Genomic DNA, 25,813 nt, shown 5'->3' on the forward strand with positions numbered 1-25,813 from the left:
CCCGAAGCCGGCATGGAAGAAAACCCCGTCAACCTCGACCCCCGCATGGCCAAGCTCGCCGGCGGCGTCCACCGCCTCGACGGTCAGCTCATGGTCGTCCTCGACGTCGATCGCGTCCTCGAGCTCGCGCCCGAGATGATGGCAGCCTGATACGGCGGCCCCGCCGCCGACGTACCTGCAATTGGAAGTGCCCCCGCAAGGGGGAGGAAGCAGAGGTTCACATGCGCACTTGTCTCGTCGTTGATGATTCCAGCGTCATCCGCAAGGTTGCGCGCCGGATTCTGGAGGGGCTCGACTTCCAGATCCTCGAAGCCGAGGACGGTGAGAAGGCGCTGGAAGCCTGCAAGCGCGGCTTGCCCGACGCGGTGCTGCTCGACTGGAACATGCCGGTGATGGACGGCTATGAATTCCTCGGCCATCTCCGCCGCATGCCCGGCGGCGACCAGCCCAAGGTGGTGTTCTGCACCACCGAGAACGACGTTGCGCATATCGCACGCGCGCTGCATGCCGGCGCCAACGAATACATCATGAAGCCGTTCGACAAGGACATCGTGACGGCGAAGTTCCAGGAAGTCGGCCTTATCTGAGCGACCGGCCGGAGGAGGCCTTTCGGATCCTTCGGCGCCCGTTTTCAACTGTACCCTTTCAGTCTGAGTTGGTGAGTAATGAGTGTTGCGTTCGCAGGGAATTCGACCACAGGCTCGTCGCGCGAAGCCGGGCCGCTGCGTGTGATGATCGTCGACGATTCCGTCGTCATCCGCGGTCTGATCTCGCGCTGGGTCGGAGCCGAACACGACATGGAGGTCGCAGCTTCGCTGCGGACCGGGCTCGAGGCGGTCAACCAGCTCGAACGCATCAACCCTGACGTCGCCGTGCTCGACATCGAGATGCCCGAGCTCGACGGCATCTCGGCGCTGCCGCAACTGCTGGCGAAGAAGCGTGATCTCGTCATCATCATGGCTTCGACGCTGACCCGCCGCAACGCGGAGATCAGCTTCAAGGCGCTTTCGCTCGGCGCCGCCGATTACATTCCGAAGCCGGAATCGACGCGCGAGGCGTCGGCAGCGGACATCTTTCACCACGACCTGATCCAGAAGATCCGTCATCTCGGCGCGCGGCTGCGGCGCAAGCCCGCGGTTGCGAGCCCGCCGCTGGCGCCCGCCACTCCGGCTCCGGCCCCGCGTGGTCCCGTGGCGCGGCCCGCCACTCCCGCGCCAGCCTTGCAGGCCCCGTCGTCGGGATCGCTGGTCACGCGTCCGTTCTCCAGCCAGGCCCCCAAGGTGCTGCTGATCGGCTCCTCGACCGGCGGGCCGCAGGCGCTGATGGCGCTCGTCACCGAGCTCGGCCCTGTGATCGATCGCTTCCCGGTGCTGATCACCCAGCACATGCCGCCGACCTTCACGACCATCCTTGCCGAGCATCTGGCGCGCTCGAGCCGTAAGCCGGCAGCCGAGGCGGTCGACGGCGAGCCGGTGAAGCCGGGACGGATCTATCTGGCGCCCGGCGGCAAGCACATGCGCGTCGCACGCAACGGCGCGGACACCGTGATCGCGCTCGACGACGGCCCCGCCGTCAATTTCTGCAAGCCCGCGGTCGATCCGCTCTTCACCTCCGCCATCGACATCTGGCACGGCAACATCCTCTCCGTGATCCTGACGGGCATGGGCTCGGACGGCATGCGCGGCGGCAAGGACATCGTCGCCGCCGGCGGCAGCGTGATCGCGCAGGACGAAGCCTCCAGCGTGGTCTGGGGCATGCCAGGCGCGGCGGCCAATGCCGGCATCTGCGCGGCGATCCTGCCGCTCAACCAGATCGGCGCCAAGGTCAACCGCCTGTTCGCGGGAGACCGCTCGTGACGCCCACCGATTACGACTATCTGCGCAAGTTCCTGAAAGAGCGCTCCGGCCTCGATCTGTCGCCCGACAAGCAGTATCTCGTCGAGAGCAGACTGCTGCCGCTGGCGCGCAAGGCCAGCCTTCCCGGTATTCCCGATCTCGTGCTGAAGATCAGGAACGGCGACGGCCGGCTTGCGACCGACGTGGTCGAAGCGATGACCACCAACGAGACCTTCTTCTACCGCGACAAGATCCCGTTCGATCATCTGCGCGACACCATCCTGCCGGGCCTGATCCAGGCGCGCGCGGCACGCAGGAGCTTGCGCATCTGGTCGGCGGCGTCGTCGACGGGGCAGGAGCCTTATTCGATCGCGATGTGCGTGAAGGAGATGGGCGCGGCCCTCGCCGGCTGGCGCATCGAGATCGTCGCCACCGATCTGTCGCAGGAGGTGCTGGAAAAGTCGAAGGCCGGCCTCTACAGCCAGTTCGAGGTGCAGCGCGGCCTGCCGATCCAGCACCTGATGAAGTATTTCACGCAAGTCGGCGAGCTCTGGCAGCTCAACGCCGACATCCGCGCCATGGTGCAGTTCCGCCAGCTCAATCTGCTGCAGGACTTCTCCCATCTCGGCACGTTCGACGTGATCTTCTGCCGCAACGTGCTGATCTATTTCGACCAGGACACCAAGGCGGTGATCTTCGAGCGCATGGCCAAGGCGATGGAAGCCGACGGCACCTTGCTGCTCGGCGCCGCCGAATCGGTCGTCGGCATCACCGATGCGTTCCGTCCCATCACCGAGCGCCGCGGTCTCTACCAGCTCAACCCCGCGCGCTCCGGCCGTCCCATGGGCGGGCTGATGCCGCAGCCGCTGAAGCTCGCCGCGGCGAAGTGATTTCTTTGTCATTCCGGGGCCGCGCGTAAGCGCGGAGCCCGGAATCCATAACCACAGGCCATCGAAATGGGCAGGCGGTTAGACGTGGGGCCGTTCGATCTGCCTGTGGTTATGGATTCCGGGCTCGCTCGCTTCGCGAGCGCCCCGGAATGACACCTCACAAAATCGCGTGCGGCAGGAAGCGCGAGTGGTTGCCCGTGATCGGGCTCTCGTCCTCGCGGATCGACAGGCCGCAGGGTTCGTGGTTCACCAGCCAGCTTCCAATCACCGGATAGAAGCCCGAGAAATTCGGCAGCGGTGACAAGGCCTGTCGCACGAAGCCTTCGGCGCCGTAGGGACCTGCGTGCGCGTCGAGCGCCATGCCGCCGGACACGATCGTGACGTTGGCGCCTTCCCGCGACAGCAGCGGCTTGCGCACATAGGACGTGCCGAGCTCGGCGGCGCGCGGATCGTCCTCGAAGAAGGCCGGCAGCAGGTTGGGGTGGTTCGGAAACATCTCCCAGAGCAGCGGCAATATGCCCTTGTTGGAGAGCACCGCCTTCCACGGCGGCTCGATCCAGCGCGTCGCGGCGGCCTTCAACTTTGCGCCGAAGGCGTCCTGGAACATCCATTCCCAGGGATAGAGCTTGAAGGCGAGCGCGATGTCGGCATCGTCGAGATCGACGAAGCCGCCGCCCTGGTCGCGCCAGCCGACCTGCTCGATGTCGAGCAGCCTGGTCGAGAGCCCGGCCTGGCGCGCGGTGTCCTCGAGATAGGCGAGCGTGCCGGCATCCTCGGCGCTATCCAGGGTGCCGGTGAGGTGGACGTGGCGGCCAGCTGCAATCTCCTTCCACGCCGCGATCAGCCGCTCGTGGATGGAGTTGAACTGATCGGCGCGAACGGGAACGATGCGGCGCTCGAGCGCCTGCTCGAGCCAGGTCCATTGAAACACCGCGGCCTCGAAGATCGAGGTCGGCGTGTCCGCGTTGTATTCGAGCAGCTTGGCCGGCGACTTGCCGTCGTACTTCAGATCGAGCCGGCCGTAGAGGCTGCGGTCGTCGCGCTGCCAGCTTTCGGCGATCAGGCTCCAGAACGCTTCCGGGATCTGCAGGCGCCGCAGGTGCCGCTCGTCGCCGATGACGCGGCCGGCGAGCTCCAGGCACATCGCCTCGATCTCGCCGGTCGGCGTCTCGATGCCGCGCTCGATCTCGTCGAGCGTGAAGCCGTAATAGGCGCGCTCGTCCCAATAGCGTTCGCCGTCGATGGTGTGGAAGACGAAGCCGCATTGCGCCGCGGTCTCCCGCCAGTCGTCGCGCTCGAGGCAGGTGATGCGCTGCATCCGCTAGCCGCCGCTGTGCCCATGGATGATTCGACCACCAATGATTTGACCACCCCTCATGATGGGCAGGACCGGTCTCGACGTTTCATGGCAATTCAGTCTCCGACGCTCTGGCCTTGAACCAACAGTTTCCACCAGATCAGTGTCTCTCGACAAGCCCGGGAGCGATACGCCGACAGTCAGAATGTCGGCGCCGGCCGGAAGGTCGCGGACGGGGCTACGCGCACCGGCGCACGCGGTGCGAGTCGAAGCGAGGAGCCGGCGAGATTCCCCGGGCCGACGCCGGAAGGTTTGACCGTCGGTACGTTCTTCTTGTGGATCTCGGCATGACCGTATGAGCCGACATCTCCGCCGGACGATCCTCCGCCGCCCTGGCAACTGCATGACTTATTGTACCATTGGCCCGTCTTTGCGTCATACCAGGCGCCGTTCTCCCGAGACGTGGCGTAGGTGGTGCACTGCCAATGCTGGCCGCCCGGACAGTGTCCTTTGGCCTGAGCCGCAGTGGGTATCGCCACCGCAGCGTATACGAGTGCTGCATGGATCGCGGCGGCGAACGCTGATGTTTTCTCGCGCCTCATGGCCTGGCCCTCGTGGACGCGAGCCAGGATGCCTGTGCGGTCGGGCCGCACGTTGATGTGCGTCAACGGCGAGAGGCGTGGAGTTCGATTCGCGGGCTCGGCATCGTCGCGATACCGCTGAAGGTTTCATTGTAAGGCCCTCTGCGGTTCTCGCTTCAATTCGAGAATCGAACGTTTGTTGATCCCGCTCAAGTCCGACGGTGGAGATCGGGCGTCAACTACATATTGGTGTTTCATCAGGATCATCGCCAATGCAAACCCGTATGCCCCGCTCGATTCCACCTGAGCAAAATCATCGTGCATATCGGGGCGGCCGGCTGCGCGCCGTGTTGTTTGCCGCAGCGTCGTTCGGCCTGTTTGCTTGCGCTGAAGCCGCGGCGCAACCGGTCGGCATCGTTGCCAATGGCAACGCGGTCGTCACGGGATTCTCGGGGGCGATGCCGCCCGCCGAAATTCCGCCCGGTGTCGATCCCGCCGACAAGACGGCCATCGACCTCAACGGGCCGTCGGCGCGCGTGCTCGATCTGCAGTCGCCGGGTGCGCCCCCTCAGGCGCAAATCCTGACAGCGCCAAAACCTTTCACTGTCACCGCCGGTCAAACCGGCCAGCTATTCGGTGTCGCGCTCGACAATGCGACGCCGCCGAACGTGTTTGTCGCTGCGACGTCGGCTTACGGCTTGCCCATCGTCATTCCGGCCGGAGCCGGCCAGTTCACGCGCATCAAGCAGGGCGCGCCCAAAGCCGCCTTCATGCCGGGCCTGTTCGGGCCGCCGCAATCCGGCGGCGGTCCCGGCTCGATCTGGCGGATCGATGGCGCCACCGGTGACGTCCGGCTGTTCGCCAACGTGACATTCGAGGGGGCACCCAATCCCGGTCCGGCGCTCGGCGGGCTTGCCTTCGATGCCTCATCCAACACGCTGTTCGTGGCCGACCGCGCCACCGGCATGATCCACGCTTTTGACTCCACCGGAACGGAGCGCGCCCGTTACGATCATGGCGTGCAAGGGCGCAGCGCCGCCGGCCTGCCGCCGGTGCCGTACGATCCCGCCGGGCGTCTCGATATATCGAGTCCAAAGTTCCGCACCGGCGATCCCGTGACCTGGGGCTATGCCAATTCGCAGCGTCTGATCTTCGGTCTCGCTGTGCGCAACGGGCGCCTGTATTACGCCGTCGCCAAGGACCTGCAGATCTGGTCGGTGGCGATTGCGCCGAGCTTTGGCGCCGATCCGCGCCTCGAGCTCAGCGTTGCGCCGGGACCTGGTCCGAGCGAAATCGCCAAGATCGCGTTCGACGATCAGGGGCGCATGTTGCTCGCCGAGCGCGCCGCGCCGAGCGGCGCCTATGACTTCGATGTGCTGACGACGGAGGCGACGGGTCGCGTGCTGCGCTATTTGCCGGCGCCGCCCGGCACCGGCGGTCCGCAATGGCAATTGCAGCCGGACGAATATGCGATCGGCTTTGCGCGCGAGATGCGCAACGGCAATGGCGGCGTCGCGGTCGGCTTCGGTTACGACGATCAGGGCCGGATTGATCGTGCCGCCTGCGGACAGTTCCTGTGGTCGACCGGCGAGCAGTTGCGCAATTCGAACGATCCCGCGATCGCCGCGCAGCTCGCGGCCGGCGGTCCGGCCGAAGTCAATGGCGTGCAAGGCAATGACATCATGGCCGTGCGGCCCGCCAACGTGCCGCCGTGGCAAAGTTACTTCATCGACTATGACGACCAGTTCCAGGATCCGTCTGCGCGCGGCCATCTCGGCGACATCGCGGTTCTGCGCATCTGCGGCCAGGCTGGGTTCAATCTGCCGGGCTGGTACCGGCCGCGCGTCGCGCTGTTTCCGGGCTTCTTCTGGTATCGCCTGCACGGCAAGAAGCCGCCGCTGCTCGATTGCCCGCCAGGCTCGGGCAACCAATGCGCCTGCCCGCCCGGCACCACCCAACAGCCCGGCTTCCAGTGCTGCCCCATCGGCATGTTCCCGGGACCCAATGGGCAGTGCGCATCGCCGTGTCCGGATGGATCGACAGATCCCGGCAAAATCGAAGCCTGCTTGAACGGCTTCGATCCGAACTCTTTCGATCCCAATGATTGGTCGAAGCTCAGCTGTCTCGATGGTTCGAAGGCCGTTCACGATGCCAACGGCTATCATTGTCCCACGTTCAAGTCGCCGGTCTGCCCCGCAGGCTTCGAGCCGGATCCATCGAGCGATTTCTTCGGTTGCAAGCCGACGGCTCAGGAACAGGCGTGTTTGCAGATTCTACCGAATTTCAAGCAGCCCGGCCTCGATGGCAGCTGCTTGCAGCTTTGCCCGTCTGGTTCGTGGGCGTATACGGCCAACCAGTGCTGTCCCGACGGCACGCTGCCCGGCCCCGACGGCAAATGCGGCAAGCCGCAGCACCCTTCGTGCCCGCCCGGCCAGTTGACGTCGAAGGGCATCTGCTGCTCGTCGACGACGAAACCTCAGCCCGATGGCACGTGCTCGCCATCGAAGCTGCAATGCCCGGCCGAGCAATTGACGGTGAGCGGTGATTGCTGCCCGCCCGGCTCGAAGCCGCAGCCCGATGGCAGCTGCCAGCCGCCGCTCAAGCAGGGATGCGCCCCCGAACAGCTCACGCCCAACGGCACGTGCTGTCCGAAAGGGACGAAGCCGCAGCCCGACAACAGCTGCAAGCCCCCGGTCGTCTGTCCGCCGGACACCAGTGTCGATCCGGTGACCGGTCAATGCTGTCCGCCGGCGACGGCGGTCGCCGGCACCAAGGCGGCCTGCAGCTGTCCGACCGGACAGATGCTGATCAATGGCAAATGCACGTCGGACGCACCGCCGGCTGCAGGCGGCTGCTTCGCCGGCTATGTGAAGTTGCCGAATGGCTCCTGCTGCCTTGGCTCGCAGGCGACGTCAGGCGGCCAGTGCTGTCCGGTCGGACAGAAGCCCGATGCCGACAAGCGCAAATGCGTGCCTGCGGGAGGGACGACCTTCGTGCCGGCCACGCCGCATCTGCCGGCGCCGGTCGTCGCGCCACGCGGCAAGCGCGGCAAGGTTGTCGTGCCACCGCCACCGCCGCGTCCGCCAACCGTGGTCGTTCCGCGGCCGCCGAAGCGTGTCGTGCCGCCGAAGCAGTTCACGCCGCGTCCGGTCGTTCGTCCGACGCCCGCCCCGCCCCGCATTCGCCGACAGATCGAACAATAGGGGAGACACCATGAAGTATCGGAAGCTCACATCGACAGCACTCGCGATCGCAAGCCTTGCCTGCGTTGCCACGTTGAATGCGGCCAGCGCCGGCATCTCGGCTGGACCCGGCGGCGCCTCGGAGCAAACCGGGACGCAGCAGCCGGTGAGGTTGGCGCAAACGGCGACACCTCAGACGCAGTCCGTGAAGAAGACCAGGACCAAGACGAAGAGCTTGAAGGTCGAGCACCCCAAGACCAATTGGCTCAATCCGCAACCCGAGCCGCCGATGGCGGGCAAGAAGCCGGTGCAGGGCAACAACTGGCTGAACCCGCAGCCGGAGCCGCCGCGACCGGACACGACGAAGAAACTGCAGTAGGGACGATCCGCAAACGTCGTTCGCGGCGTGCCGGCATCCATGCAATAAAGACGCGCGATGGCATGTGCGCCATCGCGCGTCCAAATTCGTGCGCCCGCGTCAGTCGTTGGGGCCGGGGGATTTGTTCTTCTTCACCGTCGGCACATTCTTCTTGTGAACCTCCGCCTTGCCGCCGCCACCATAGCTTCCGCTGCCCGACTGATTTTCACATTTGCACGGCATTGGGGTGGTGTTCGGCGGACGGTCGTTCTGCGGTGGCGACAGGCAGACCCGAACCATCCCGGGCGGGCAGGGCCCGGCTTCCACGGCGGCGGATAGGGAAGCCAGCGCGAGGAGGGCGAGAGCCGACGTCATGACGATACGCATCGTTGCACCTCGATTGTTGAAGGATGGAGCTGATCCGGGCTCAGTCGTTGGGACCGGGCGACTTGTTCGGCTTCACGGTCGGCACGTTCTTCTTGTGGATTTCGGCCTTGCCGCCGCCACCCAAATTCCCGCTGCCCGGTGCATTCTCGCAATGGCACAGCGGCGGACGCATCGTATGAGGCCGGCATACCTCCACCGTTCCGGGCGGACAGGGCGCGGCCTGGACGGCAACGGGCAGCGAAGTCAGCGCGAGCAGCGCCAGTCCTGATATCGTCACGCGCATCGTTGCACCTCGGTTGTTTGAGATTCGAGCCAGGTCAGTCGTTGGGACCGGGCGACTTGTTCGGCTTCACCGTCGGCACGTTCTTCTTGTGGATCTCGGCCTTGCCGCCCCAGGTCGGACTGCCGGGCGTATTCTCGCAGCGGCAGCGGGGCGGACCCATCGGCGGACGGTCCCGCGGTTGCGGATCGCAGACCTGGACCATGCCGGTCGGGCACGGCGCGGCTTGCACGCTGGCCGACAGCGATGCCAGCGCGAGGAAGGCCAGTGCCGACGTCAACATCACACGCATCATTGCACCTCGATCTTGGTGGCCACGCGGGCGCACGATCATCGAGGTTCACAATACAGAGCCGCAGCTGGCCCGGATTTGACGCGTCTCAATCTCGCAGCGGCTTTAGCCGCCGCCCGAGAAGCCGTGGCCGAACGAGCCGAAGCCGCCGCGGCTCACGCTGCTGTGGCCGGAGTCGGACGACGACGTTCCCGCCGAGGAATGGCTCGATGAATCGCCGCTGAAGAAGCTCGATCGCGACGACCAGCGCGAGCTGCTGCCGCCCGACGAGCTGCTGCCGCTGCTGCTCGTGCAGGTCGTGGTCGCCTGCCCCGGCACGGCGCCGGGCGTGGGCTCGCAGGTCTGCCGCGGCATCAGCGTGTAAGCGGTGGTGCCGACCGCGAGCGTGCCCATCACCAGCAGCGCGACGTGGCCCGAGCGCTTCACCGGCTCCCGCGGCGGCAGCGGCAGGTCCGCCGGCATGCGCGGCCGGCGCCTGCCGAACTCCTTGCTGGTGGGTTTCTCGGCCATGGTCAGTAGATCATGCAGGCGGCGTTCAACAGGCCGGCGGCGAGCGAGGACAGGCCGAGCCAGATCGCCGGGGCAAGCTCGCCGGCGGAGATCCGCGCCGACAGGTTCGGCACCGGGACCTTCACCAGGAAGAACACGATGACCTGCACGACCAGCGCGATCGTCGCCCAGATCAGGCAGTCCAGCACATTGGCCGAATGCGCGATGGCGCTGACCAGCGGCGCCACGAAGCCGAGCAGGCTGAGGCCGAGCGCGATCGCCGCGGCCGGCTCGTTGTCGCGGATCAGCTGGAACTCGTTATGCGCGGTGATGCGGGTGTAGACGAACAGATACGCCACGATCGCGATCAGCCCGGTGCAGAAATAGACCAGGAAGGCGGGCAGGCCGGCCAGTGATTGCAGGATCATCATTCACCCATCGTGCAGCGACCATTCGTCGGCGGGGGAAGGGTAGCGGTTCAAAGCTTAAGGGGGAGATGAAGCATCCCCCAAAAAACAAAACCCCGCCATTTGCGGCGGGGTCCAGGCTGGGAGGAGCGAGCCAAGGGGGCTCGCGACGTAAACCCTGAGATCAGGCGGGAATGCGCTCTTCGTGCTCGTGCGGCTCGCGCAGCACGTAGCCGCGACCCCACACGGTCTCGATGAAGTTGCGGCCCTCGGAAGCGTTGGCCAGCTTCTTGCGGAGCTTGCAGATGAAGACGTCGATGATCTTCAGCTCGGGCTCGTCCATGCCGCCATAGAGGTGGTTGAGGAACATTTCCTTGGTCAGGGTCGTACCCTTGCGGAGCGAGAGCAGCTCCAGCATCTGGTACTCCTTGCCGGTCAGATGCACGCGCTGGCCGCCGACTTCCACCGTCTTGGTGTCGAGGTTGACGACGAGGTCGCCGGTCTGGATGACCGACTGGGCGTGACCCTTGGAGCGGCGCACGATCGCGTGGATGCGGGCCACCAGCTCGTCCTTGTGGAAGGGCTTGGTCATGTAGTCGTCGGCGCCGACGCCGAGACCCTTGACCTTGTCCTCGATGCCGGCGAGGCCGGAGAGGATCAGGATCGGTGTCTTGATCTTGGAGACCCGGAGCTGCTTGAGCACGTCGTAGCCGGACATGTCGGGCAGGTTGAGGTCGAGAAGGATAATGTCGTAATCGTATAATTTACCGAGATCGACGCCTTCTTCCCCCAAATCGGTCGTGTAGACGTTGAAGCTCTCAGACTTCAGCATCAGCTCGATCGACTGCGCGACGGCGCTGTCATCTTCAATCAGCAAAACGCGCATGCCAGTTCCCCATAGTCGCCGCTCCTGGGCGTCAGGTCGGCCGCATTCGCGGCACTCAACAAAACGCCTTTGAACAACTGATTCGGATCCTGACAACAGATGGTTAACAAATCCTGATTCTGGAACGCAAGTCCCCCCGGGTGCAATTTTCGTCGAATCGCCCTAAGGTCTTGCGCGTGAAGCAGCTTTCGTCACCCAGCTCCGTTCAAGTTCCACTTTAAGAGACGGGCCTAACCGACTCCCGCGACTCAGCCTTCTTCTGAAGGGGAGTCACGCTCAGTCACAAAGACAGTGACGCAATGATTAATGATGCGGGTAAACACGAAGTTAAGCTCCGTTCAGAAATATGGCGAAACTTAAGGTTTTCACCGTGAAGTCCCGGGGATCGCTGGAGCGACCACCAGCTTATATGAAGGCCCTCATATGAAGGCGCTGCTGATGAAGGCTCCCCGATGAAGGCGCTTGCCGAACAGATCGGCGACATCGACGGCATCAACATTTATGGCCGCGTGGTCGGCGTTCGCGGCCTGATGGTCGAGGTGGCAGGACCTATTCACGCGATGTCGGTCGGCGCGCGGCTCGTGATCGAGACCGGCGCCAACCGTTCGATTCCCTGCGAGGTGATCGGCTTCTCCGGCAACAACGCCGTCGTGATGCCGTTCGCCGGCCTCGACGGCGTGCGCCGCGGCTGCAAGGCCGTCATCGCCAATGCCGCCAATCTGGTGCGGCCCTCGTCCGCCTGGCTCGGCCGCGTCGTCAACGCGCTGGGCGAGCCGATCGACGGCAAGGGACCGCTGCCGCAAGGCGCCTCGCCGATGCCGTTCCGCAATACGCCGCCGCCGGCGCATTCGCGCAAGCGCGTCGGCGCGCCGCTCGATCTCGGCGTGCGCGCGATGAACACGTTCCTCACCTGCTGCCGCGGCCAGCGCATGGGCATCTTCGCAGGCTCCGGCGTCGGCAAATCGGTGCTGCTGTCGATGCTGGCGCGCAACGTCGATGCCGCGGTCAGCGTCATCGGGCTGATCGGCGAACGCGGCCGCGAGGTTCAGGAATTCCTGCAGGACGACCTCGGCGAGGAGGGTCTGGCGCGCTCGGTCGTGGTGGTCGCGACCTCCGACGAGCCGGCGCTGATGCGCCGCCAGGCGGCGTATCTGACGCTCGCGGTCGCCGAATATTTTCGCGACGAAGGCCAGGACGTGCTCTGCCTGATGGATTCGGTGACGCGCTTTGCCATGGCCCAGCGCGAGATCGGCCTGTCCGCCGGCGAGCCGCCGACCGCCAAGGGCTACACGCCGACCGTCTTCACCGAGCTGCCGAAGCTCTTGGAGCGCGCCGGGCCGGGCCTCGGCGAAGGCGCCATCACCGCGATCTTCACCGTGCTGGTCGACGGCGACGACCACAACGAGCCGATCGCCGACGCCGTCCGCGGCATCCTGGACGGCCACATCGTGATGCAGCGCTCGATCGCCGAGCGCGGCCGCTATCCCGCCATCAACATCCTCAAATCCGTCTCCCGCACCATGCCGAAATCGGCGGATCCGCAGTTCTGGCCCGTGATCCAGAAGGCGCGGGCGGTGATGGCGACCTATGCCGACATGGAGGAATTGATCCGTCTTGGCGCCTACCGGGCCGGCTCCAGCCCGGAGGTCGACGAGGCGATCCGCCTGCACGAGCCACTGGAGGCCTTCCTGCGCCAGCGCAAGGACGAAAATGCATCACTGGCGGACGGCTACCGCCAGTTGGCGCAAATCCTCGGCAATTTGGAAACGGAACGCTAACTTTGTCCCGTCATCATCCGATCCCACAGAGTAGCAGAGCCGGTCTGGGCCCCCATCGGGCCCGTGGGGTGACCGGTATCGTCCCACGTGCAGCGGGGGGACTTCTGGGGAGTACGAGTCGATGAAGTCACGAGATACCCTCATTCGCCTGAAGAAGTTTCAGGTCGACGAGAAGCGCCGCCGGGTCACCCAGATCGAGACCATGATCGCCGATTTCCAGCGCATGTCGGTCGATCTCGAACGCGAGATCCAGACCGAACAGGAGCGCGCCGGGATCAACGATCCCTCGCACTTCGCCTATCCGACCTACGCCAAGGCGGCGATCCAGCGCCGCGAGAACCTGACCCGCTCGGCCGACGAGCTCAAGGGCCAGCTCGACGAAGCCAAGGCCGCGCTGGCCGAGGCCTTCGAGGAGCTGAAGAAGGTCGAGCTGCTCGACGAGCGCGACCAGGCCCGCGAACGCGCCGAGGAGAACGCCCGCGAGCAGGCCGACCTCGACAGCATCGGCCTGATGCGCGCCCGCATCGGCGCCGTCGCCTGAGCGCGCCGGCAAGCCCGACCTACCGAGAAATCCGCAAAACCCGGACCCGCAAGGTCCGGGTTTTCGTATGTGCTGTCCACAGTGTGGCGCCGCAGCCCTTGGTGGACGGCTTTGCCGCGCGCTATGGTGGTGGGGGTTCACCTCTCCCCGCTTGCGGGGAGAGGTCGGATCGGCCCGGCGATGCGGAGCATCGTCCGGCGCGATCCGGGTGAGGGGGACTCTCCGCGAGTCCGTCTGCAACTTCCTTTGCGGAGACTCCCCCTCACCCCGACCCTCTCAGGGCGAGCCTAGCTCGTCCCGACCCCGCAGGCGGGGAGAGGGAGGAAGATGAGGGGGCTGAATGCTGACGCCAGCAGAGCTGGTCGGATTGATTGAGGCGGTAGCGAAGGGCGATCAGGCCGCGTTCGAGCGCCTCTACGCCGCCACGCGCGCGAAACTCTATGGCGTCGTGCTCCGTATCTTGCGCCGACAGGATCTCGCAGAGGAGGTCATTCAGGAGACCTACGTCAAGATCTGGAACGGCGCCGGCGGGTTCAATCCGGCGCTGTCCTCGCCGATCACGTGGATGGCCTCGATCGCGCGCAACCGCGCCATCGACATCGTACGCAAGAAGTCGGAGGTCTCCATCGAGGAGGAGCCTCAGGCGATGGAGGTGGCGGCCGACAGCCCCGACCCGCTGGCGCGCCGGGAGATGACCGAAGAGCTGAAGCGGCTGCTCGAATGCGTCGGCCGGCTCGAGCCGGACCGTCAGCGGCTCGTGCTTCTCGCCTATTACAACGGCTGGAGCCGCGAGCAATTGGCAGAGAAGTTTTCAGCGCCCGTCAACACGGTGAAGACGTGGCTCCGGCGCAGCATGTTGGAGATTCGGGAGTGCCTCGGACTATGAATGCATGAGGATGGTTCTGGACCGCAATTGATGGCCTATTCGGACGACCATATCGCGCTCGCCGCGGAATATGCGCTCGGTACGCTCGATGCCGACGAGCGCGCGCAGGTCGAGACCATGATGGCGGTGGACGAGGCGTTCGCCGCGATCGTGCAGGCCTGGGCCTATCGGCTCGGTGCCCTCAACCAGATGGTCGGCGCGGTCGAGCCGCGCCCGATCGTGTGGGAGAACATCAGGTCCGAGATCGTGCGCACGGCGCTGGCGCAGCAGCCGCCCGTAGCTGCCGAGGCATCGCCGCCGCCTCCGCCTGCATCGGAGCTACCCGCTTCGGACGCCGCGGAGTCCGCGGGCGATGCGCCGCAGTCTCCCATCGTGCCGCATGCCGAAGCCGCCCCGCCGCAGATGCCGCGTCCCGAGCCCGACGCGCTTACCGATGTCGCGCCGCAATTCATCCCGCAAGTTCACGCGCCGGATCTCGCCGTCGCGCGCGCGCCGCAGGCGGCGGTCGTCGACGATGGCAATGTGATCCGTCTCGAGAGCCGGGTGAAGCGTTGGCGCTCCGTCGCGTCCGCCGCCGGTGCGCTCGCGGCCGCGCTGCTGATCATGCTGTCGCTCCAGATCTTCCTGCCCGACGCGTTGCCGGGCGCCTTGCGTCCCGCACCGCGCATCCAGACCGTGGAAGTGAAGATTCCGGCCGCGCCGCTCGCGACGTCGGCGCAATATGTCGCGTTGCTGCAGGGCCAGGCCGGCGGGCCCGCCTTCATTCTCACCGTCGACGGTGCGACCAAGAACTTCACCGTGCGCAAGGTCGGCGCGACGCCGGAGCCCGGCAAGAGTTTCGAGCTCTGGCTGATCTCGGACAAGCTGCCGCGTCCCCGTTCGCTCGGCGTGATCGGCGCCAGCGATTTCACCGCGCGTCCGCTGCTCGCCGGCTACGATCCCGACGTCGTCAACGGCGCGACCTACGCCGTCACCGTCGAGCAGGCCGGCGGCTCGCCCGACGGCAATCCGCACTCCGCGCCGGTCTTCACCGGCAAGCTGATCGAGACCGTGCCGCCGGCCCAGCCGCAGGCGCCGGCGAAGAAGTAGGGCCGTAGCCCGGATGGAGCCAACGGGTCGGCGCGAAGCGCCGCCCGATGACAGGCTCAGCGCAATCCGGGACCACCGTCCCCGCATTCCGCTCCGCTCCATGCGGGCTACAAGACCCCGCCCTGTCGCCACCGTCCATCCCGTCGTCGCATCCCGACAAATCGCCCTGAATCGCCCCCCGATTTGAACCTCGCCGCGTTCCGGGGCGTCAAATTCCCGGAAATTGCAGTCGGCACCGCCGATCGCGGAGCCGAAAGAGGGGCTGGAAATCAGATGGATGCAGCGAAAACGCCGGGCATCTTCGTTCACCAATATACGGGACTGCCGCAAGGTGCGGCGTTCGAGCAATGGCGCGAGCGGGCCCTGGGGCCCTGCGGCCTCGATATCGGGCCGAGCCGCGGCGACAGCATCGATTGCCGGCTCCAGATCAGCGTGGTCGACAACATCGCGCTCGCCATTCCCGAAGGCGCCTCCGCGCAATACACGCGCAGCCAGAGCCACCTTGCCGACGGCAGCGACGATCTCGTGCTGATCGCGGCCCATGCGGGCCTCGTCCGGGTCGGGCAGAACGGTCATACCGTGGAGCTTGCGCCCGCGCAGATGGTGCTCGTCGACATGGGCATCACCGGCTCCGTCGGCCACACCATTGAGGACCGTTTCACCTCCATCCGCATGCCGCGCCGCGCGCTGCTCGAGATCAATCCGCGCGCCGAGGACAAGCTGTCGCAAGTGCTCAGCGACGGCGCGGTCGCCGAGACCATCTTCCGCTACCATGCGCTCGCCGCCAATCACGCGCCGCATCTCGACGCCGTGGGCCAGCGCCTGACCGCGCAGCACATGGTCGATCTGGTCGGCCTCCTGCTCGGCACCGATGCCGAGCATGCCAGCCTTGCCCGCGGCCGCGGCCACGCGGCGGCGCGTCTCGACCTGATGCGCGCCGACGTGATGGCCGCGCTCGGCCGCAACGATCTCTGCCTGTCCGAGATCGCGACGCGCTCAGGGCTGAGCCCGCGCCAGGCGCAGCGCCTGTTCGAGCAGGCCGGCACCACCTTCACCGAATTCGTGCTCGAGCAGCGCCTGCTGCAAGCGCGAAAACTGCTCGGCGATCCCCGCGCCAGGGCGCGCAAGATCAGCGACATCGCGCATTCCTCGGGCTTTTCCGATTTGTCCTATTTCAACCGCGCCTTCCGCAAGCGCTTTGGCGCGACGCCCTCGGAATTGCGCGAGGCGTGAGGCCGCGATTCGCGGTTACGCGGCTTCTCTCCGTCATTCCGGGGCGATGCGCAGTATCGAACTATGGTGCGCAATTGCGCACCTGAGAATCCATCGTGCGGCAGTTCGCGCGGCGCAATGGATTCTCTGATGCGCAATTGCGCATCAAAGTTCGCGCTTCGCGCGCCCCGGAATGACGCCGGCATGGCCACAACATCTTGCGCTGCCCGTCGGGCAAAACACCCAAAATGCCGGTCAATCCGCGCCGCCGAAAATATTCCACTTTACCGAAATTCGGAAAGCGCGTATGTGTCGCCGCAACCCGGCCCAAGGAAGAGGGGCGTATCGCGATCGTCACGAACGCGGGCTGGGCGGCGGTGGACGTGGGTCACATCGGCGCGAAGGGTTTTGCAGGGCGGAGAGCCGTGAGCAAAGACCTCGCGCACACGACCGGTGTCATCCGCGTACGGCAAAATCGTGTGGTCCTGGCGCCCGGGGTCTGTGCGCCAAGTCTTGTGGTGATGTGGTTTGCTCAACCGGGCAAGCGCATCAGCCATCCGCAAGGCGACGGGGGCAATAGCGCAACGCTCCCCGGGGAGAGCACGACATAAGCCGTCAAACCACTGCGCAGGGAAGGCCGGGATGTCCTGGCTGCACCTGTATGCCGCTGTGCAGCTTCTTGTCACGCAGGATTCGCACAGTGGACCGCGGGTGCCAGCCGGCGCCCGGCCTTCCCTGCGCCCTCTTTCAATCGAGGGCGACGCGACAACGCAGAACTCGGGCGAGATGAGCCGCGAGAGCGCGAAGGTGTGTCTGTGATTGAAGATGCGAACTGAGAGCGCGAGGCGTTCGCCCCACACTCCGTCATTGCGAGGAGCCCTTGCGACGAAGCAATCCAGGCTGTCTCCGCGGCGACAGTCTGGATTGTTTTCCGCCTTCGCCGAAGGCTTCGGCTGACAAGTCGCCGCGCTCGCAACGAGAGAGATGTGTCGTGACGCGGCCAGCTGCAACGTCCTTCATGACGCCGGCGCTGCGAAATCGACACGCTCCACGTCCCGACAACTCCGTCATCTTTGATGCTTGATGTGTCCGGGTTGTTTCGTCTAGCGTCACCCGCAGGGGTTGGGGATGGCAGGCGATTCATGGATGAGGAGCACTCTCTGGCGAACGAGATCGTCGCGAAGCGGATCAACGCGGGGGATATGCGGTTGACGCCGGCGGAGTGGAAGGGCGGGGCGAATAGGAAGATCATCGACGTGGTTGCTCCGTTTGGGGGCGAAGGCGAGATGCGAGGGCAGATCATCGAACCAAGGGTTCGGCTGTAATGACCGACGAAAAAGAGATCCGGCAACGGCGTCTGGCGGAGCGGAGGGCTGATCGTCTTGCTCTCACTGACGACGTCAGAAAATTGATGGAGACATTGAGGTGCGATTCTCCTGATGAATGGCGCATTTATCGCGCGACGGTGGATCAGGAAGGCGACATTGATGTCGACACCTACAATAAAATTCTCCAAACGTTGTTCACACTTTTTCCTGAGCGAAAAACAACACGGGAAATTGCTGATTTGCTCGAGCGAATGATGGAGATGGTTAGAGAGGAGCTCGGTAAAGGCGACGACTGGGGAATTCGATCAGCCCGTAGGATGGGTTGAGCCCTTGCGAAACCCATCATCCTGTGTGGCTGAAGCGATTGAGATCGCGTCGCTCCATCCATCCTACGGCCGCTCTCAGCTTCGGCCTTTCTCGGAATTACGGTGACAGTGCATTTAATTGACTCCTTGTGGTCGCGCGGGCATGCTGCGGCATGGCTCGACTTGCGCGCGTCGTCATCCCCGGGCATCCCCACCATGTCACCCAGCGCGGCAATGGCCGCGCCCGCACGTTCTTCGACGATGGGGACTATGCCCTTTATCGCGATCTTCTGGCGGCGGGATGTCATGCGGCCGGCGTCGAAGTGTGGGCCTGGTGCCTGATGCCGAACCACGTGCACCTCATTCTCGTGCCGTCCGACGCCGATGGATTGCGCCGCGCGCTGGCTCCCGTGCATCGCCGCTACGCCGGCATCATCCACGCCCGTCGCAAGCGCACCGGCCATTTCTGGCAAGGCCGTTTCGGCTGCGTGCCGATGGACGAGGCGTACCTGGCTGCCGCGCTGCGCTACGTCTCGCTCAATCCGGTGCGGGCGCGGCTGGTCGAACGGGCGCGCGACTGGCGCTGGTCCAGCGTCCGCGCCCATGTCGGCGGCCGCGACGACGGCATCACCGCGATCGCGCCGGTCAGGGAGCGCTATCCTAACTTTCCGCATTTCCTCTCGGAGGAGGGCGATGAGGAGATGATCGAGCAACTCCGCCGCGCTGAAACCATCGGCCGGCCGATCGGCAACCCGAAGTTCCTGGACATGATCGAACGGAAGACGAAGCGCGTTCTCAAGCCGGCCAAGCGAGGGCCGAAGCCGAAGGAGAATTAAGTGCACTGTCACCGTAATGTGGGGAGCACGATGGGTTTCGCTGCGCTCTACCCACCCATCCTACGAATTACGAGAGCGATGCTGCTACCCACCCACTCCGTCATTGCGAGCGCAGCGAAGCAATCCAGGACTGTCTCCGTGGAAAGACTCTGGATTGCTCCGCCTTCGCCAAAGGCTTCGGCGGACAAGTCGCTGCGCTCGCAATGACGATGTTCTGGCAGCGGTGCACCAGAGGGCGACGGATTTGACAAATGTGGCGCGTATGCGCGTAACGCCGCAACATACCCCAGACATGAGAAAGCGCCCGTGGGGGGCGGGCGCTTTCTGTAGTCGACTTGGGGTTGGGGTCGTCTACATATCCACGTGGCGACTTTGGGGGGCTGGTAAAGAGCCGCGTGAATTCCTGAAACTCATGTCTCCTTAGCGAACGAGGGACGCATTCGCGCTGGTCACAACGACCGGCTTGCCGGCCTTGATGACGCGGGCGGTCTGGGTCAGGCCTTCGTCCGAACCCGTGCGTGCCGTGATGCCGAAGCCTGCCACCGTGATCCCTGCAACGAGGGCCACGACCACGATTTTCAAGTGGGTCGAGCGATCTGCGCTGTAAATCGAGTGGTTCATGGAAGGCTCCTGCCGCCATCTACCCGAAGTAGTCGCCTGCGTATTTGGGCAGGTTCATGCTTCCGGTGCCCAACAACCTAGTATTGGGGGGATTCGTTCCCAAGGGGCCATCACAAGAGCGTGAATGGACGTGAGAGATCGCGATCGGATTCGCGCCCGAGTCGTGCTTTTTGATAATTATTTCAAAGCTGTAATGTGCCTGTCAGCGTGCTTATGGGCGTCTGGTCCACAGGGCGCCGGGAACTCAAAAACCATTTGCCTGTGGCCGAAAAACACACGGCTTCTTAAGGCAAATCAGATGCTTCCGACCGTTTTGAGCCTCGCCCTGGGGTGGATTTCGGCCTGCGACAGCACGGTGGTCTGGGCCCGGAACCGCTCCACCAGGGAGCGCACGAAGGGACGAATTGCCGCAGAGGTGACCAGCACCGGCGCCTCGCCCTCGCGGGCGGCGCGCTCGAACGCCTCGCGCACGGCGGTCATGAACTCCGACAGTTTCGAGGGCTGCATCGCAAGGCTGCGCTCCTCGCCCTGGCCGATGATGGATTCGGCAAAGGCCTGCTCCCATTTCGCCGACAGCGCGATCAGCGGCAGATAGCCGGCATAGGAGGTGTTTTGCGCGCAGATCTGTCGCGCGAGACGGGCGCGGACGTGCTCGACCATGGTCGCGGGATTGCGCGAGAAGGCGAGCGAGTCGGCGATGCCTTCGAGGATGGTCGAGAGGTCGCGGATCGAGATGCGCTCGGCGAGCAGGAGCTGCAGCACCCGCTGGATGCCTGATACCGTGACCTGGCCGGGGACGATGTCCTTGACCAGCTCGCTCTGCTCCTTCGGCAGCTCCTTGAGCAGTTTCTGCACCTCGCCATAGGAGAGCAGGTCCGACATGTTGGCCTTGAGCAGCTCGGTGAGGTGGGTCGAGAGCACGGTGGCCGCATCGACCACGGTGTAGCCCTTGAGCGAGGCTTCCTCCTTGAGGCTGGCGTCGACCCAGGTCGCGGGCAGGCCGAAGGTCGGCTCGGTGGTGTGGATGCCGGGCACCTGCACCTGGCTGCCGCCGGGGTCCATGACCATGAACTGGTTCGGCCAGATCTTGCCGGTGCCGGCGTCGACCTCCTTGATCTTGATGATGTAGGTGTTGGCTTCGAGCTGGACGTTGTCGAGGATGCGGACCGCCGGCATCACAAAACCCATCTCGATCGCGAGCGAGCGGCGCAGCGCCTTGATCTGCTCGGTGAGGCGGTCGGTGCCGTCGGGGCCGTTGACCAGCGGCAGCAGGGCATAGCCGAGCTCGATCTTGAGGTCGTCGATCTTGAGCGCGGCCGAGATCGGCTCCTCGGCCGCGGCGGAGCCCGGCGCGCCGGGCTGACCTGCTGCCGGGGCGGCCTTGGCGGCTTCCTCGGCCTTGGCGGTGACACGGTTGCGGTTGCGGGCGTTCCAGGCCAGCGCGCCGGCGCCGGCGCCGAGCGCCAGGAAGGGCAGGGTCGGAATGCCCGGCAGTGCCGCCAGCACCAGCATGACCGCCGAGGACATCGCGAGCGCCTGCGGATAGCCGGAGAACTGCTTCATCAGCGCCTTGTCGGCGGCGCCGGAGACGCCGGCCTTGGAGACGAGCAGGCCGGCCGCGGTCGAGACGATCAGCGCCGGCACCTGGGTGACGAGGCCGTCGCCCACGGTCAGCAGCGTGTAGCTGCGCCCCGCATCGGCGAAGGACATGCCCTGCTGGGCGACGCCGATGATCATGCCGCCGACGACGTTGATGAAGACGATCAAAAGGCCGGCGATGGCATCGCCGCGGACGAATTTGGAGGCACCGTCCATGGCGCCGAAGAAGCCGCTCTCGTCCTCCAGCTCCTTGCGCCGGTGCTTGGCGACCGTCTCGTCGATCAGGCCGGCGGACAGGTCGGCGTCGATCGCCATCTGCTTGCCGGGCATGGCGTCGAGGTGGAAGCGGGCGGCGACTTCGGCGATACGGCCCGAACCCTTGGTGATGACGACGAAGTTGACGATGATCAGGATGGCGAAGACGATGATGCCGATGACGAAATTGCCGCCCATCACGAAGCTGCCGAAGGCTTCGATGACATGACCGGCGGCGGCCGTACCCTCGTGCCCGTGCGACAGGATCAGCCGGGTCGAAGCCATGTTGAGCGACAGGCGCAGCATGGTCGAGATCAAGAGGACGGTCGGGAAGGCGGAGAATTCCAGCGGCGTCTGGATGAACAGCGAGGTCATCAGGATCAGGATCGACAGCGTGATCGAGATCGCCAGGAACAGGTCCAGCACGATCGCGGGCAGGGGCAGGATCAGCACCACCAGGATGGTGAGGATGCCCAGCGCCAGCGCGATGTCGCCGCGCTTGAGGATGGTGACGATCTCGTTGAGGGAAGGGATGCCCGGTCTTGCGCTGCCTACGCCCTGTCCTGCGGTGACGTCGACCATGGTAGCTGCCTCCCCGCGCGACTGCCGTCCGCGCGCCCCAAACGTCTGCGCGGCGGCCGAAGGGCCGCCGTTCCGAAAGTGAGGCACCGCACTGGCGTCCACAGGGATCCCCCCGTTTTACGCGGCCGACGACACTCGACTTCACCCGGCAATTCTTGCCGGGTGTATGGTTAGCAAAGGGTTAACGCGGGGGTGGGAAGGCGGCCGGACCGGGGTGTTTCGGAGGGAAAGGTCGTCGTTCCGGGGTGGCTCGGAGAGCCGAACCCGGAACCTCGAGATTCCGGGTTCGGTCCTGCGGACCACCCCGGAATGACAGGGGAGGCTACTTCGCCTTCTCGATCTTGGTCACCGTGTACCCCGAAGCCGCCTCCTCGGCCTCGAAGGTCACCTTGTCGCCGACCTTCACCTGCTTGAGCATGGCGGGGTCCTTGACGCGGTAGACCATGGTCATGGGCTCCTCCATGCCGAGGCTCTTGGCGGGACCGTGCTTGAGCGTGATCTTGCCGGCGCCCTCGTCGATCTTTTTGACTTCGCCGCTGATCGCGGCGGCCCCCGCCGCGAGGGCGGCGCTGGCCAAGCCGGCAGTCAGCGTCAGCGCAGCGGCGAAACGGATGATGCGGTTCATGGGAGGCTCCTTGTCGTTACTTGACGGTGACGTGGCCGACCATTCCGTAGTCGCGATGGTCGGGAATGAGGCACGAGAATTCGAACGTGCCGGGCTTGCTGAACGTCCAGAGAATCTCGGCCGTCTTGTGTGGCGCGAGGCGCACGCCGTTGGGATCGTCATGCTCCATGTGCGGATGCTTCTTCATCTCCTCCGCATGCGCGAGATTCTCCTTAGGTGTGGCGAGCAGGAATTCATGGTCCTCCTTGCCGACATTGCGCAGCACGAAGCGGATCTGCTCGCCGCGCTTGACCTCGATCTTCGACGGTGAGTAGTCCATCTCGTTGAGCAGGATCTCGATCGTGCGCGCGGGCTTGTCGGGATCGCCGGGTTCGCCGGCCGAGAAATTCGCGTGAGCGTGCTTGTCGTGTGCAAAGGCCGGCGCGAGCGACAGTGCAGCCAGCGCTAGGCCGAGTTTGATGGTCTTCATCGTCATCTCCAGTTGGTGGTTCATCGAAACGCTCACATCTTCATCTTGTGCATTGGCTTGGCTGGCTCCCGCACGGGTGCCGCATCGGGCGCCTCGACCTCGTAGGCGACGGTGCCTTGCGGGAATTTGTAGGGGCCGGGATCGCGATAATCGTCACGCGCGAGGTCCTCGCGGATCTTCATCACGGTGAACATGCCGCCCATCTCGATCGGGCCGAACTGGCCGGTGCCCGTCATCATCGGCAGTGTGTTGTCGGGCGCGGGCATCTCCATGTTGCCCATCGCCATGCCGGTCGAGCCCATCGCCATCGCATCCGGCGCGAGCTTACCGACCGCCTTGGCGAGATCCTTGCGCGACACGCCGATCAGGTTGCGCACGTCGTGTCCCATCGCATTCATGGTGTGATGCGACTTGTGGCAATGGAACGCCCAATCGCCGGGATTGTCGGCGAGCACGTCGAACACCCTGACGGCGCCGACCGGCACGTCGGTGGTCGTCTCCGGATATTGCGCGCTCTCCGGAACCCAGCCGCCGTCGGTGCAGGTCACCGCGAAGCTGTGGCCGTGCAGATGGATCGGATGGTTGGTCATGGTGAGATTGCCGATACGCACGCGCACCTTGTCGCCGAGCCGCACGGCCAGGGGATCGATGCCGGGGAATACCCGGGCATTCCAGGTCCACATGTTGAAGTCGGTCATCTCGTTGACATGGGGCAGGTAGGTGCCGGGATCGACGCGGTAGGTGCTCATCACGAAGACGAAGTCGCGGTCGACCGGCCGGAAGCCGGGATCGCGCGGATGCACGACGACCATGCCCATCATGCCCATCGCCATCTGCACCATCTCGTCGGAGTGCGGGTGGTACATGAAGGTCCCGCTCTTCCTCATCTCGAACTCGTAGACGAAGGTCTTGCCGGGCTCGATGTGCGGCTGCGTCAGCCCGCCGACGCCGTCCATGCCGCTCGGAATGATCATGCCGTGCCAGTGCACGGTGGTGTATTCGGGCAGGCGGTTGGTGACGAAGATGCGGACCTTGTCGCCTTCGACCGCCTCGATGGTCGGGCCCGGCGACTGGCCGTTATAGCCCCACAGATTCACCTTCATGCCTTCCGCGAACTCGCGCACCACGGGCTCGGCGACGAGATGGAATTCCTTCCAGTCGCCATTCATGCGGAACGGCAGCGACCAGCCGTTCAGCGTGACCACGGGGCGATAATCGGGGCCGCCTATGGGATGCAGCGGCGGCTGCATGACCACCTTGTCCATATGCGGCGCTTCAGGGATTGATGCCGCCTGCACGCGGCCACTGATGGCTGAGGCGCCCGCGAGCGCGGCGCTCCCTAAAAATCCTCGGCGCGAAAACATTGAGGTCTCCATGTCAGTGGCCGGCATCGGCAGGCGCTGCCGCGGCGATGGTGGTGGACGTGTCGCCCCCGGACGCAGCTGCACCACCGCCGTTGACGGCGGTCTGCAGGTCGGACTGGGCGAGGAAGAATCTTTGCCTGGCGTCGATGGCGCCGCGCAACGACGCCAGGCGCTGCCGCGCCTCGGTCAGCAGCGCAAAGATGTCGACCTGCATGCTGGAGAAGCGCAGCTGCATCTCCTCGGTGATGATTTTTCGCAAGGGGATGATCTCGCGCTGATAATGGCTGGCGATGTCGTAGGTGGACCGGTACGTGCGGTAGGCATCGCGCGCCTCCGAACGCACGTTGACGGCGCGCTCCGTCAGGCGGTTGAAGGCGAGATTGTAGGTCTCGGCCGCCTGCCGCACACGGACCTCGCCGCCGTCGAAGATCGGGATCTGGAACTGCACGTCAAAACCCCGTTCGCGGAACGGCGCGCCCTCGGGGTCCTGCGTGCGGCGGGAGATGCCGGCGAGGTCGAGCAGGGTCACGAACCGCGTCGCTTCGGTGAGGTTCAGCGCCTTCGCCAGCGCGTTCAGCTCCAGCCGCGCGATCTGCAGGTCGATGCGATGGGCCACCGCGTCGGCCTCGATTCCAGGCAGCGCCTGCGGGCGGCGCGGCAGCGGCGGGAGCTGGTTGGGCAGACGGAAGTCGAGGCCGCCGTCCCACAGCCCCATCAGGCGCGCAAGCCTTTCGCGCGCGCTCGTTGCGGTCTGGCGAGCGGTCGCGAGGTCGGCGGTGGTCTCGGCGTAGAACACCTGCTCGCGGGCCTGGTCGAGCTTGTTGATCGAGCCGGTCTCGCCGAGCTTGACCGCGAGCTGTGCGGTGGATTCCGCCGTCGCCTTCGCGTCCGTCAGCAGCGCCACCATCTCGTTGCCTGAAACGGCGCGCACATAGGCGCGGCGGACCTCCGCCGCGAGCCGCAGCGTCGCCAGCGCCGCGCGCAGCTGGGCTCCGCGGAAGCGCTCGCGGGCGATGTCGGAGCGGAACGGCAGGGTGGCGAGCGCGAGGATGTCGCCGACTACCTGGCGCTCGATCTCGCTGGCGCCATTGCCCGAGAGTCGCGAGATCGAGAACACGGGATTCGGCGGCAGGCTCTGCTCGACCAGGTCGGTCTCGGCCAGCGCCAGCTCGTTATAGGCGGCTTGCAGCCCCTTGTTGTTGAGCAGTGCGATCTGCACGGCAGCGTCTGCGCTGAGCGTGCGCGAGAGCAGTTGGCGAACGCGGGTGTCAACTGCGCCGGCGCCGTCGGCCGTCCGCACGAAGGCGACGTCCTTGTCGATGGTCTGGCTCGTCAGCTCGGAAACCCCGCTCATGCCGCTGTCGGGCGAGAACGCGGCGCAGCCTGAGACGCTGAGCGCGGTGAGGACGAGCAGGCCTTGCGCAAGATGGCGTGTCATG

The 25,813-nt window shown here is 65.4% G+C and carries 27 protein-coding genes and 1 pseudogene; 15 read left to right on the top strand and 13 right to left on the bottom strand.

All coding sequences use genetic code 11. The annotated features are described in order from the left end of the window. The 4 genes and pseudogenes from UNPF46_RS38260 to UNPF46_RS14245 all read left to right on the top strand — a co-directional run. Nucleotides 1-150: pseudogene (locus UNPF46_RS38260) on the top strand (chemotaxis protein CheW); the annotation flags it as partial. A 71-nt stretch (nt 151-221) separates the two neighbouring features. Further along, a complete protein-coding gene (locus UNPF46_RS14235; protein WP_007600538.1) occupies nt 222-587 on the top strand; it encodes a response regulator in 366 nt (121 codons plus the stop codon). Nucleotides 588-665: 78 nt separating this feature from the next. Then, nucleotides 666-1,856, top strand: coding sequence for a protein-glutamate methylesterase/protein-glutamine glutaminase (locus UNPF46_RS14240; RefSeq protein WP_100177192.1), 1,191 nt, complete (start codon nt 666-668; stop codon nt 1,854-1,856). Next, nucleotides 1,853-2,725, top strand: coding sequence for a CheR family methyltransferase (locus UNPF46_RS14245; RefSeq protein ID WP_142250427.1), 873 nt, complete (start codon nt 1,853-1,855; stop codon nt 2,723-2,725). Before UNPF46_RS14240 ends, UNPF46_RS14245 begins: the two co-directional genes overlap by 4 nt. A 157-nt stretch (nt 2,726-2,882) precedes the next feature. On the opposite strand, the gene UNPF46_RS14250 is transcribed toward UNPF46_RS14245, so the two are convergent. After that, on the bottom strand, nt 2,883-4,043 hold the full coding sequence (locus tag UNPF46_RS14250; protein ID WP_142250428.1) for a glutathionylspermidine synthase family protein: 1,161 nt from the start codon (nt 4,041-4,043) through the stop codon (nt 2,883-2,885). A 781-nt stretch (nt 4,044-4,824) separates the two neighbouring features. Between UNPF46_RS14250 and UNPF46_RS14255 the strand changes: the two genes are divergently transcribed. Then, nucleotides 4,825-7,806 (top strand): hypothetical protein, encoded by a 2,982-nt coding sequence (locus tag UNPF46_RS14255; RefSeq protein ID WP_142250429.1) that lies wholly within the window; start codon nt 4,825-4,827, stop codon nt 7,804-7,806. A 10-nt stretch (nt 7,807-7,816) separates the two neighbouring features. Continuing rightward, a complete protein-coding gene (locus UNPF46_RS14260) occupies nt 7,817-8,164 on the top strand; it encodes a hypothetical protein (RefSeq protein WP_142250430.1) in 348 nt (115 codons plus the stop codon). 99 nt (nt 8,165-8,263) lie between these two features. Here UNPF46_RS14260 and UNPF46_RS14265 read toward each other — a convergent pair whose 3' ends face one another. From UNPF46_RS14265 to ctrA, 6 genes are all read right to left on the bottom strand, one after another. Continuing rightward, nucleotides 8,264-8,530 (bottom strand): hypothetical protein, encoded by a 267-nt coding sequence (locus tag UNPF46_RS14265; RefSeq protein ID WP_142250431.1) that lies wholly within the window; start codon nt 8,528-8,530, stop codon nt 8,264-8,266. A 40-nt stretch (nt 8,531-8,570) separates the two neighbouring features. After that, nucleotides 8,571-8,813, bottom strand: a complete 243-nt coding sequence (locus tag UNPF46_RS14270) for a hypothetical protein (RefSeq protein WP_142250432.1) — start codon at nt 8,811-8,813, stop codon at nt 8,571-8,573. A gap of 34 nt (nt 8,814-8,847) precedes the next feature. Continuing rightward, nucleotides 8,848-9,093 (bottom strand): hypothetical protein, encoded by a 246-nt coding sequence (locus UNPF46_RS14275; protein WP_181769931.1) that lies wholly within the window; start codon nt 9,091-9,093, stop codon nt 8,848-8,850. Nucleotides 9,094-9,207: 114 nt separating this feature from the next. Beyond that, entirely contained in the window at nt 9,208-9,612 is a 405-nt protein-coding gene (locus UNPF46_RS14280) for a hypothetical protein (RefSeq protein ID WP_142250434.1), read from the bottom strand. Between the two features lie 2 nt (nt 9,613-9,614). After that, on the bottom strand, nt 9,615-10,019 hold the full coding sequence (locus tag UNPF46_RS14285; RefSeq protein ID WP_100181150.1) for a DUF350 domain-containing protein: 405 nt from the start codon (nt 10,017-10,019) through the stop codon (nt 9,615-9,617). Nucleotides 10,020-10,182: 163 nt separating this feature from the next. Further along, a complete protein-coding gene (gene ctrA, locus UNPF46_RS14290; RefSeq protein WP_008138878.1) occupies nt 10,183-10,884 on the bottom strand; it encodes a response regulator transcription factor CtrA in 702 nt (233 codons plus the stop codon). 452 nt (nt 10,885-11,336) lie between these two features. Here ctrA and fliI point away from each other — a divergent pair, with 452 nt between their 5' ends. From fliI to UNPF46_RS14340, 9 genes are all read left to right on the top strand, one after another. After that, complete coding sequence (gene fliI / locus UNPF46_RS14295) at nt 11,337-12,662, top strand: flagellar protein export ATPase FliI (RefSeq protein WP_142250435.1); 1,326 nt, start codon at nt 11,337-11,339, stop codon at nt 12,660-12,662. Nucleotides 12,663-12,783: 121 nt separating this feature from the next. After that, nucleotides 12,784-13,203 (top strand): flagellar export protein FliJ, encoded by a 420-nt coding sequence (gene fliJ, locus UNPF46_RS14300; protein WP_011084990.1) that lies wholly within the window; start codon nt 12,784-12,786, stop codon nt 13,201-13,203. Nucleotides 13,204-13,543: 340 nt separating this feature from the next. Continuing rightward, complete coding sequence (locus tag UNPF46_RS14305) at nt 13,544-14,089, top strand: sigma-70 family RNA polymerase sigma factor (RefSeq protein WP_097665711.1); 546 nt, start codon at nt 13,544-13,546, stop codon at nt 14,087-14,089. Nucleotides 14,090-14,119: 30 nt separating this feature from the next. Then, entirely contained in the window at nt 14,120-15,178 is a 1,059-nt protein-coding gene (locus UNPF46_RS14310) for an anti-sigma factor (protein ID WP_142250436.1), read from the top strand. Between the two features lie 273 nt (nt 15,179-15,451). Continuing rightward, the gene (locus tag UNPF46_RS14315; protein ID WP_142250437.1) at nt 15,452-16,411 is read left to right on the top strand and encodes a helix-turn-helix transcriptional regulator; all 960 of its coding nucleotides are present in this window, start codon (nt 15,452-15,454) and stop codon (nt 16,409-16,411) included. Between the two features lie 227 nt (nt 16,412-16,638). Next, nucleotides 16,639-17,001 (top strand): hypothetical protein, encoded by a 363-nt coding sequence (locus tag UNPF46_RS38265; protein ID WP_142250438.1) that lies wholly within the window; start codon nt 16,639-16,641, stop codon nt 16,999-17,001. 531 nt (nt 17,002-17,532) lie between these two features. Further along, nucleotides 17,533-17,715: a hypothetical protein gene (locus UNPF46_RS14330; protein ID WP_142250439.1), complete on the top strand. Its 183-nt coding sequence runs from the start codon at nt 17,533-17,535 to the stop codon at nt 17,713-17,715. After that, nucleotides 17,715-18,044: a hypothetical protein gene (locus UNPF46_RS14335; RefSeq protein ID WP_142250440.1), complete on the top strand. Its 330-nt coding sequence runs from the start codon at nt 17,715-17,717 to the stop codon at nt 18,042-18,044. Before UNPF46_RS14330 ends, UNPF46_RS14335 begins: the two co-directional genes overlap by 1 nt. A gap of 152 nt (nt 18,045-18,196) precedes the next feature. Next, entirely contained in the window at nt 18,197-18,859 is a 663-nt protein-coding gene (locus UNPF46_RS14340) for a transposase (protein ID WP_142250441.1), read from the top strand. A 420-nt stretch (nt 18,860-19,279) separates the two neighbouring features. Here UNPF46_RS14340 and UNPF46_RS14345 read toward each other — a convergent pair whose 3' ends face one another. The 6 genes from UNPF46_RS14345 to UNPF46_RS14370 form a co-directional block, all read right to left on the bottom strand. After that, nucleotides 19,280-19,480, bottom strand: coding sequence for a hypothetical protein (locus tag UNPF46_RS14345; RefSeq protein ID WP_100179833.1), 201 nt, complete (start codon nt 19,478-19,480; stop codon nt 19,280-19,282). 294 nt (nt 19,481-19,774) lie between these two features. Continuing rightward, nucleotides 19,775-21,916 (bottom strand): flagellar biosynthesis protein FlhA, encoded by a 2,142-nt coding sequence (gene flhA / locus UNPF46_RS14350; RefSeq protein WP_181769932.1) that lies wholly within the window; start codon nt 21,914-21,916, stop codon nt 19,775-19,777. A gap of 322 nt (nt 21,917-22,238) precedes the next feature. After that, nucleotides 22,239-22,541, bottom strand: coding sequence for a copper-binding protein (locus tag UNPF46_RS14355; protein WP_142250443.1), 303 nt, complete (start codon nt 22,539-22,541; stop codon nt 22,239-22,241). 16 nt (nt 22,542-22,557) lie between these two features. Next, nucleotides 22,558-23,010, bottom strand: a complete 453-nt coding sequence (locus UNPF46_RS14360; RefSeq protein WP_181769933.1) for a cupredoxin domain-containing protein — start codon at nt 23,008-23,010, stop codon at nt 22,558-22,560. Between the two features lie 32 nt (nt 23,011-23,042). Further along, complete coding sequence (locus tag UNPF46_RS14365; protein WP_142250445.1) at nt 23,043-24,374, bottom strand: multicopper oxidase family protein; 1,332 nt, start codon at nt 24,372-24,374, stop codon at nt 23,043-23,045. 13 nt (nt 24,375-24,387) lie between these two features. After that, nucleotides 24,388-25,812 (bottom strand): TolC family protein, encoded by a 1,425-nt coding sequence (locus UNPF46_RS14370; protein ID WP_142250446.1) that lies wholly within the window; start codon nt 25,810-25,812, stop codon nt 24,388-24,390. Between the last annotated feature and the right edge of the window lies 1 nt (nt 25,813).

It is taken from the genome of Bradyrhizobium sp. UNPF46, assembly GCF_006658625.1.
In the GTDB taxonomy this organism is placed as follows: Bacteria; Pseudomonadota; Alphaproteobacteria; order Rhizobiales; family Xanthobacteraceae; genus Bradyrhizobium; species Bradyrhizobium nitroreducens.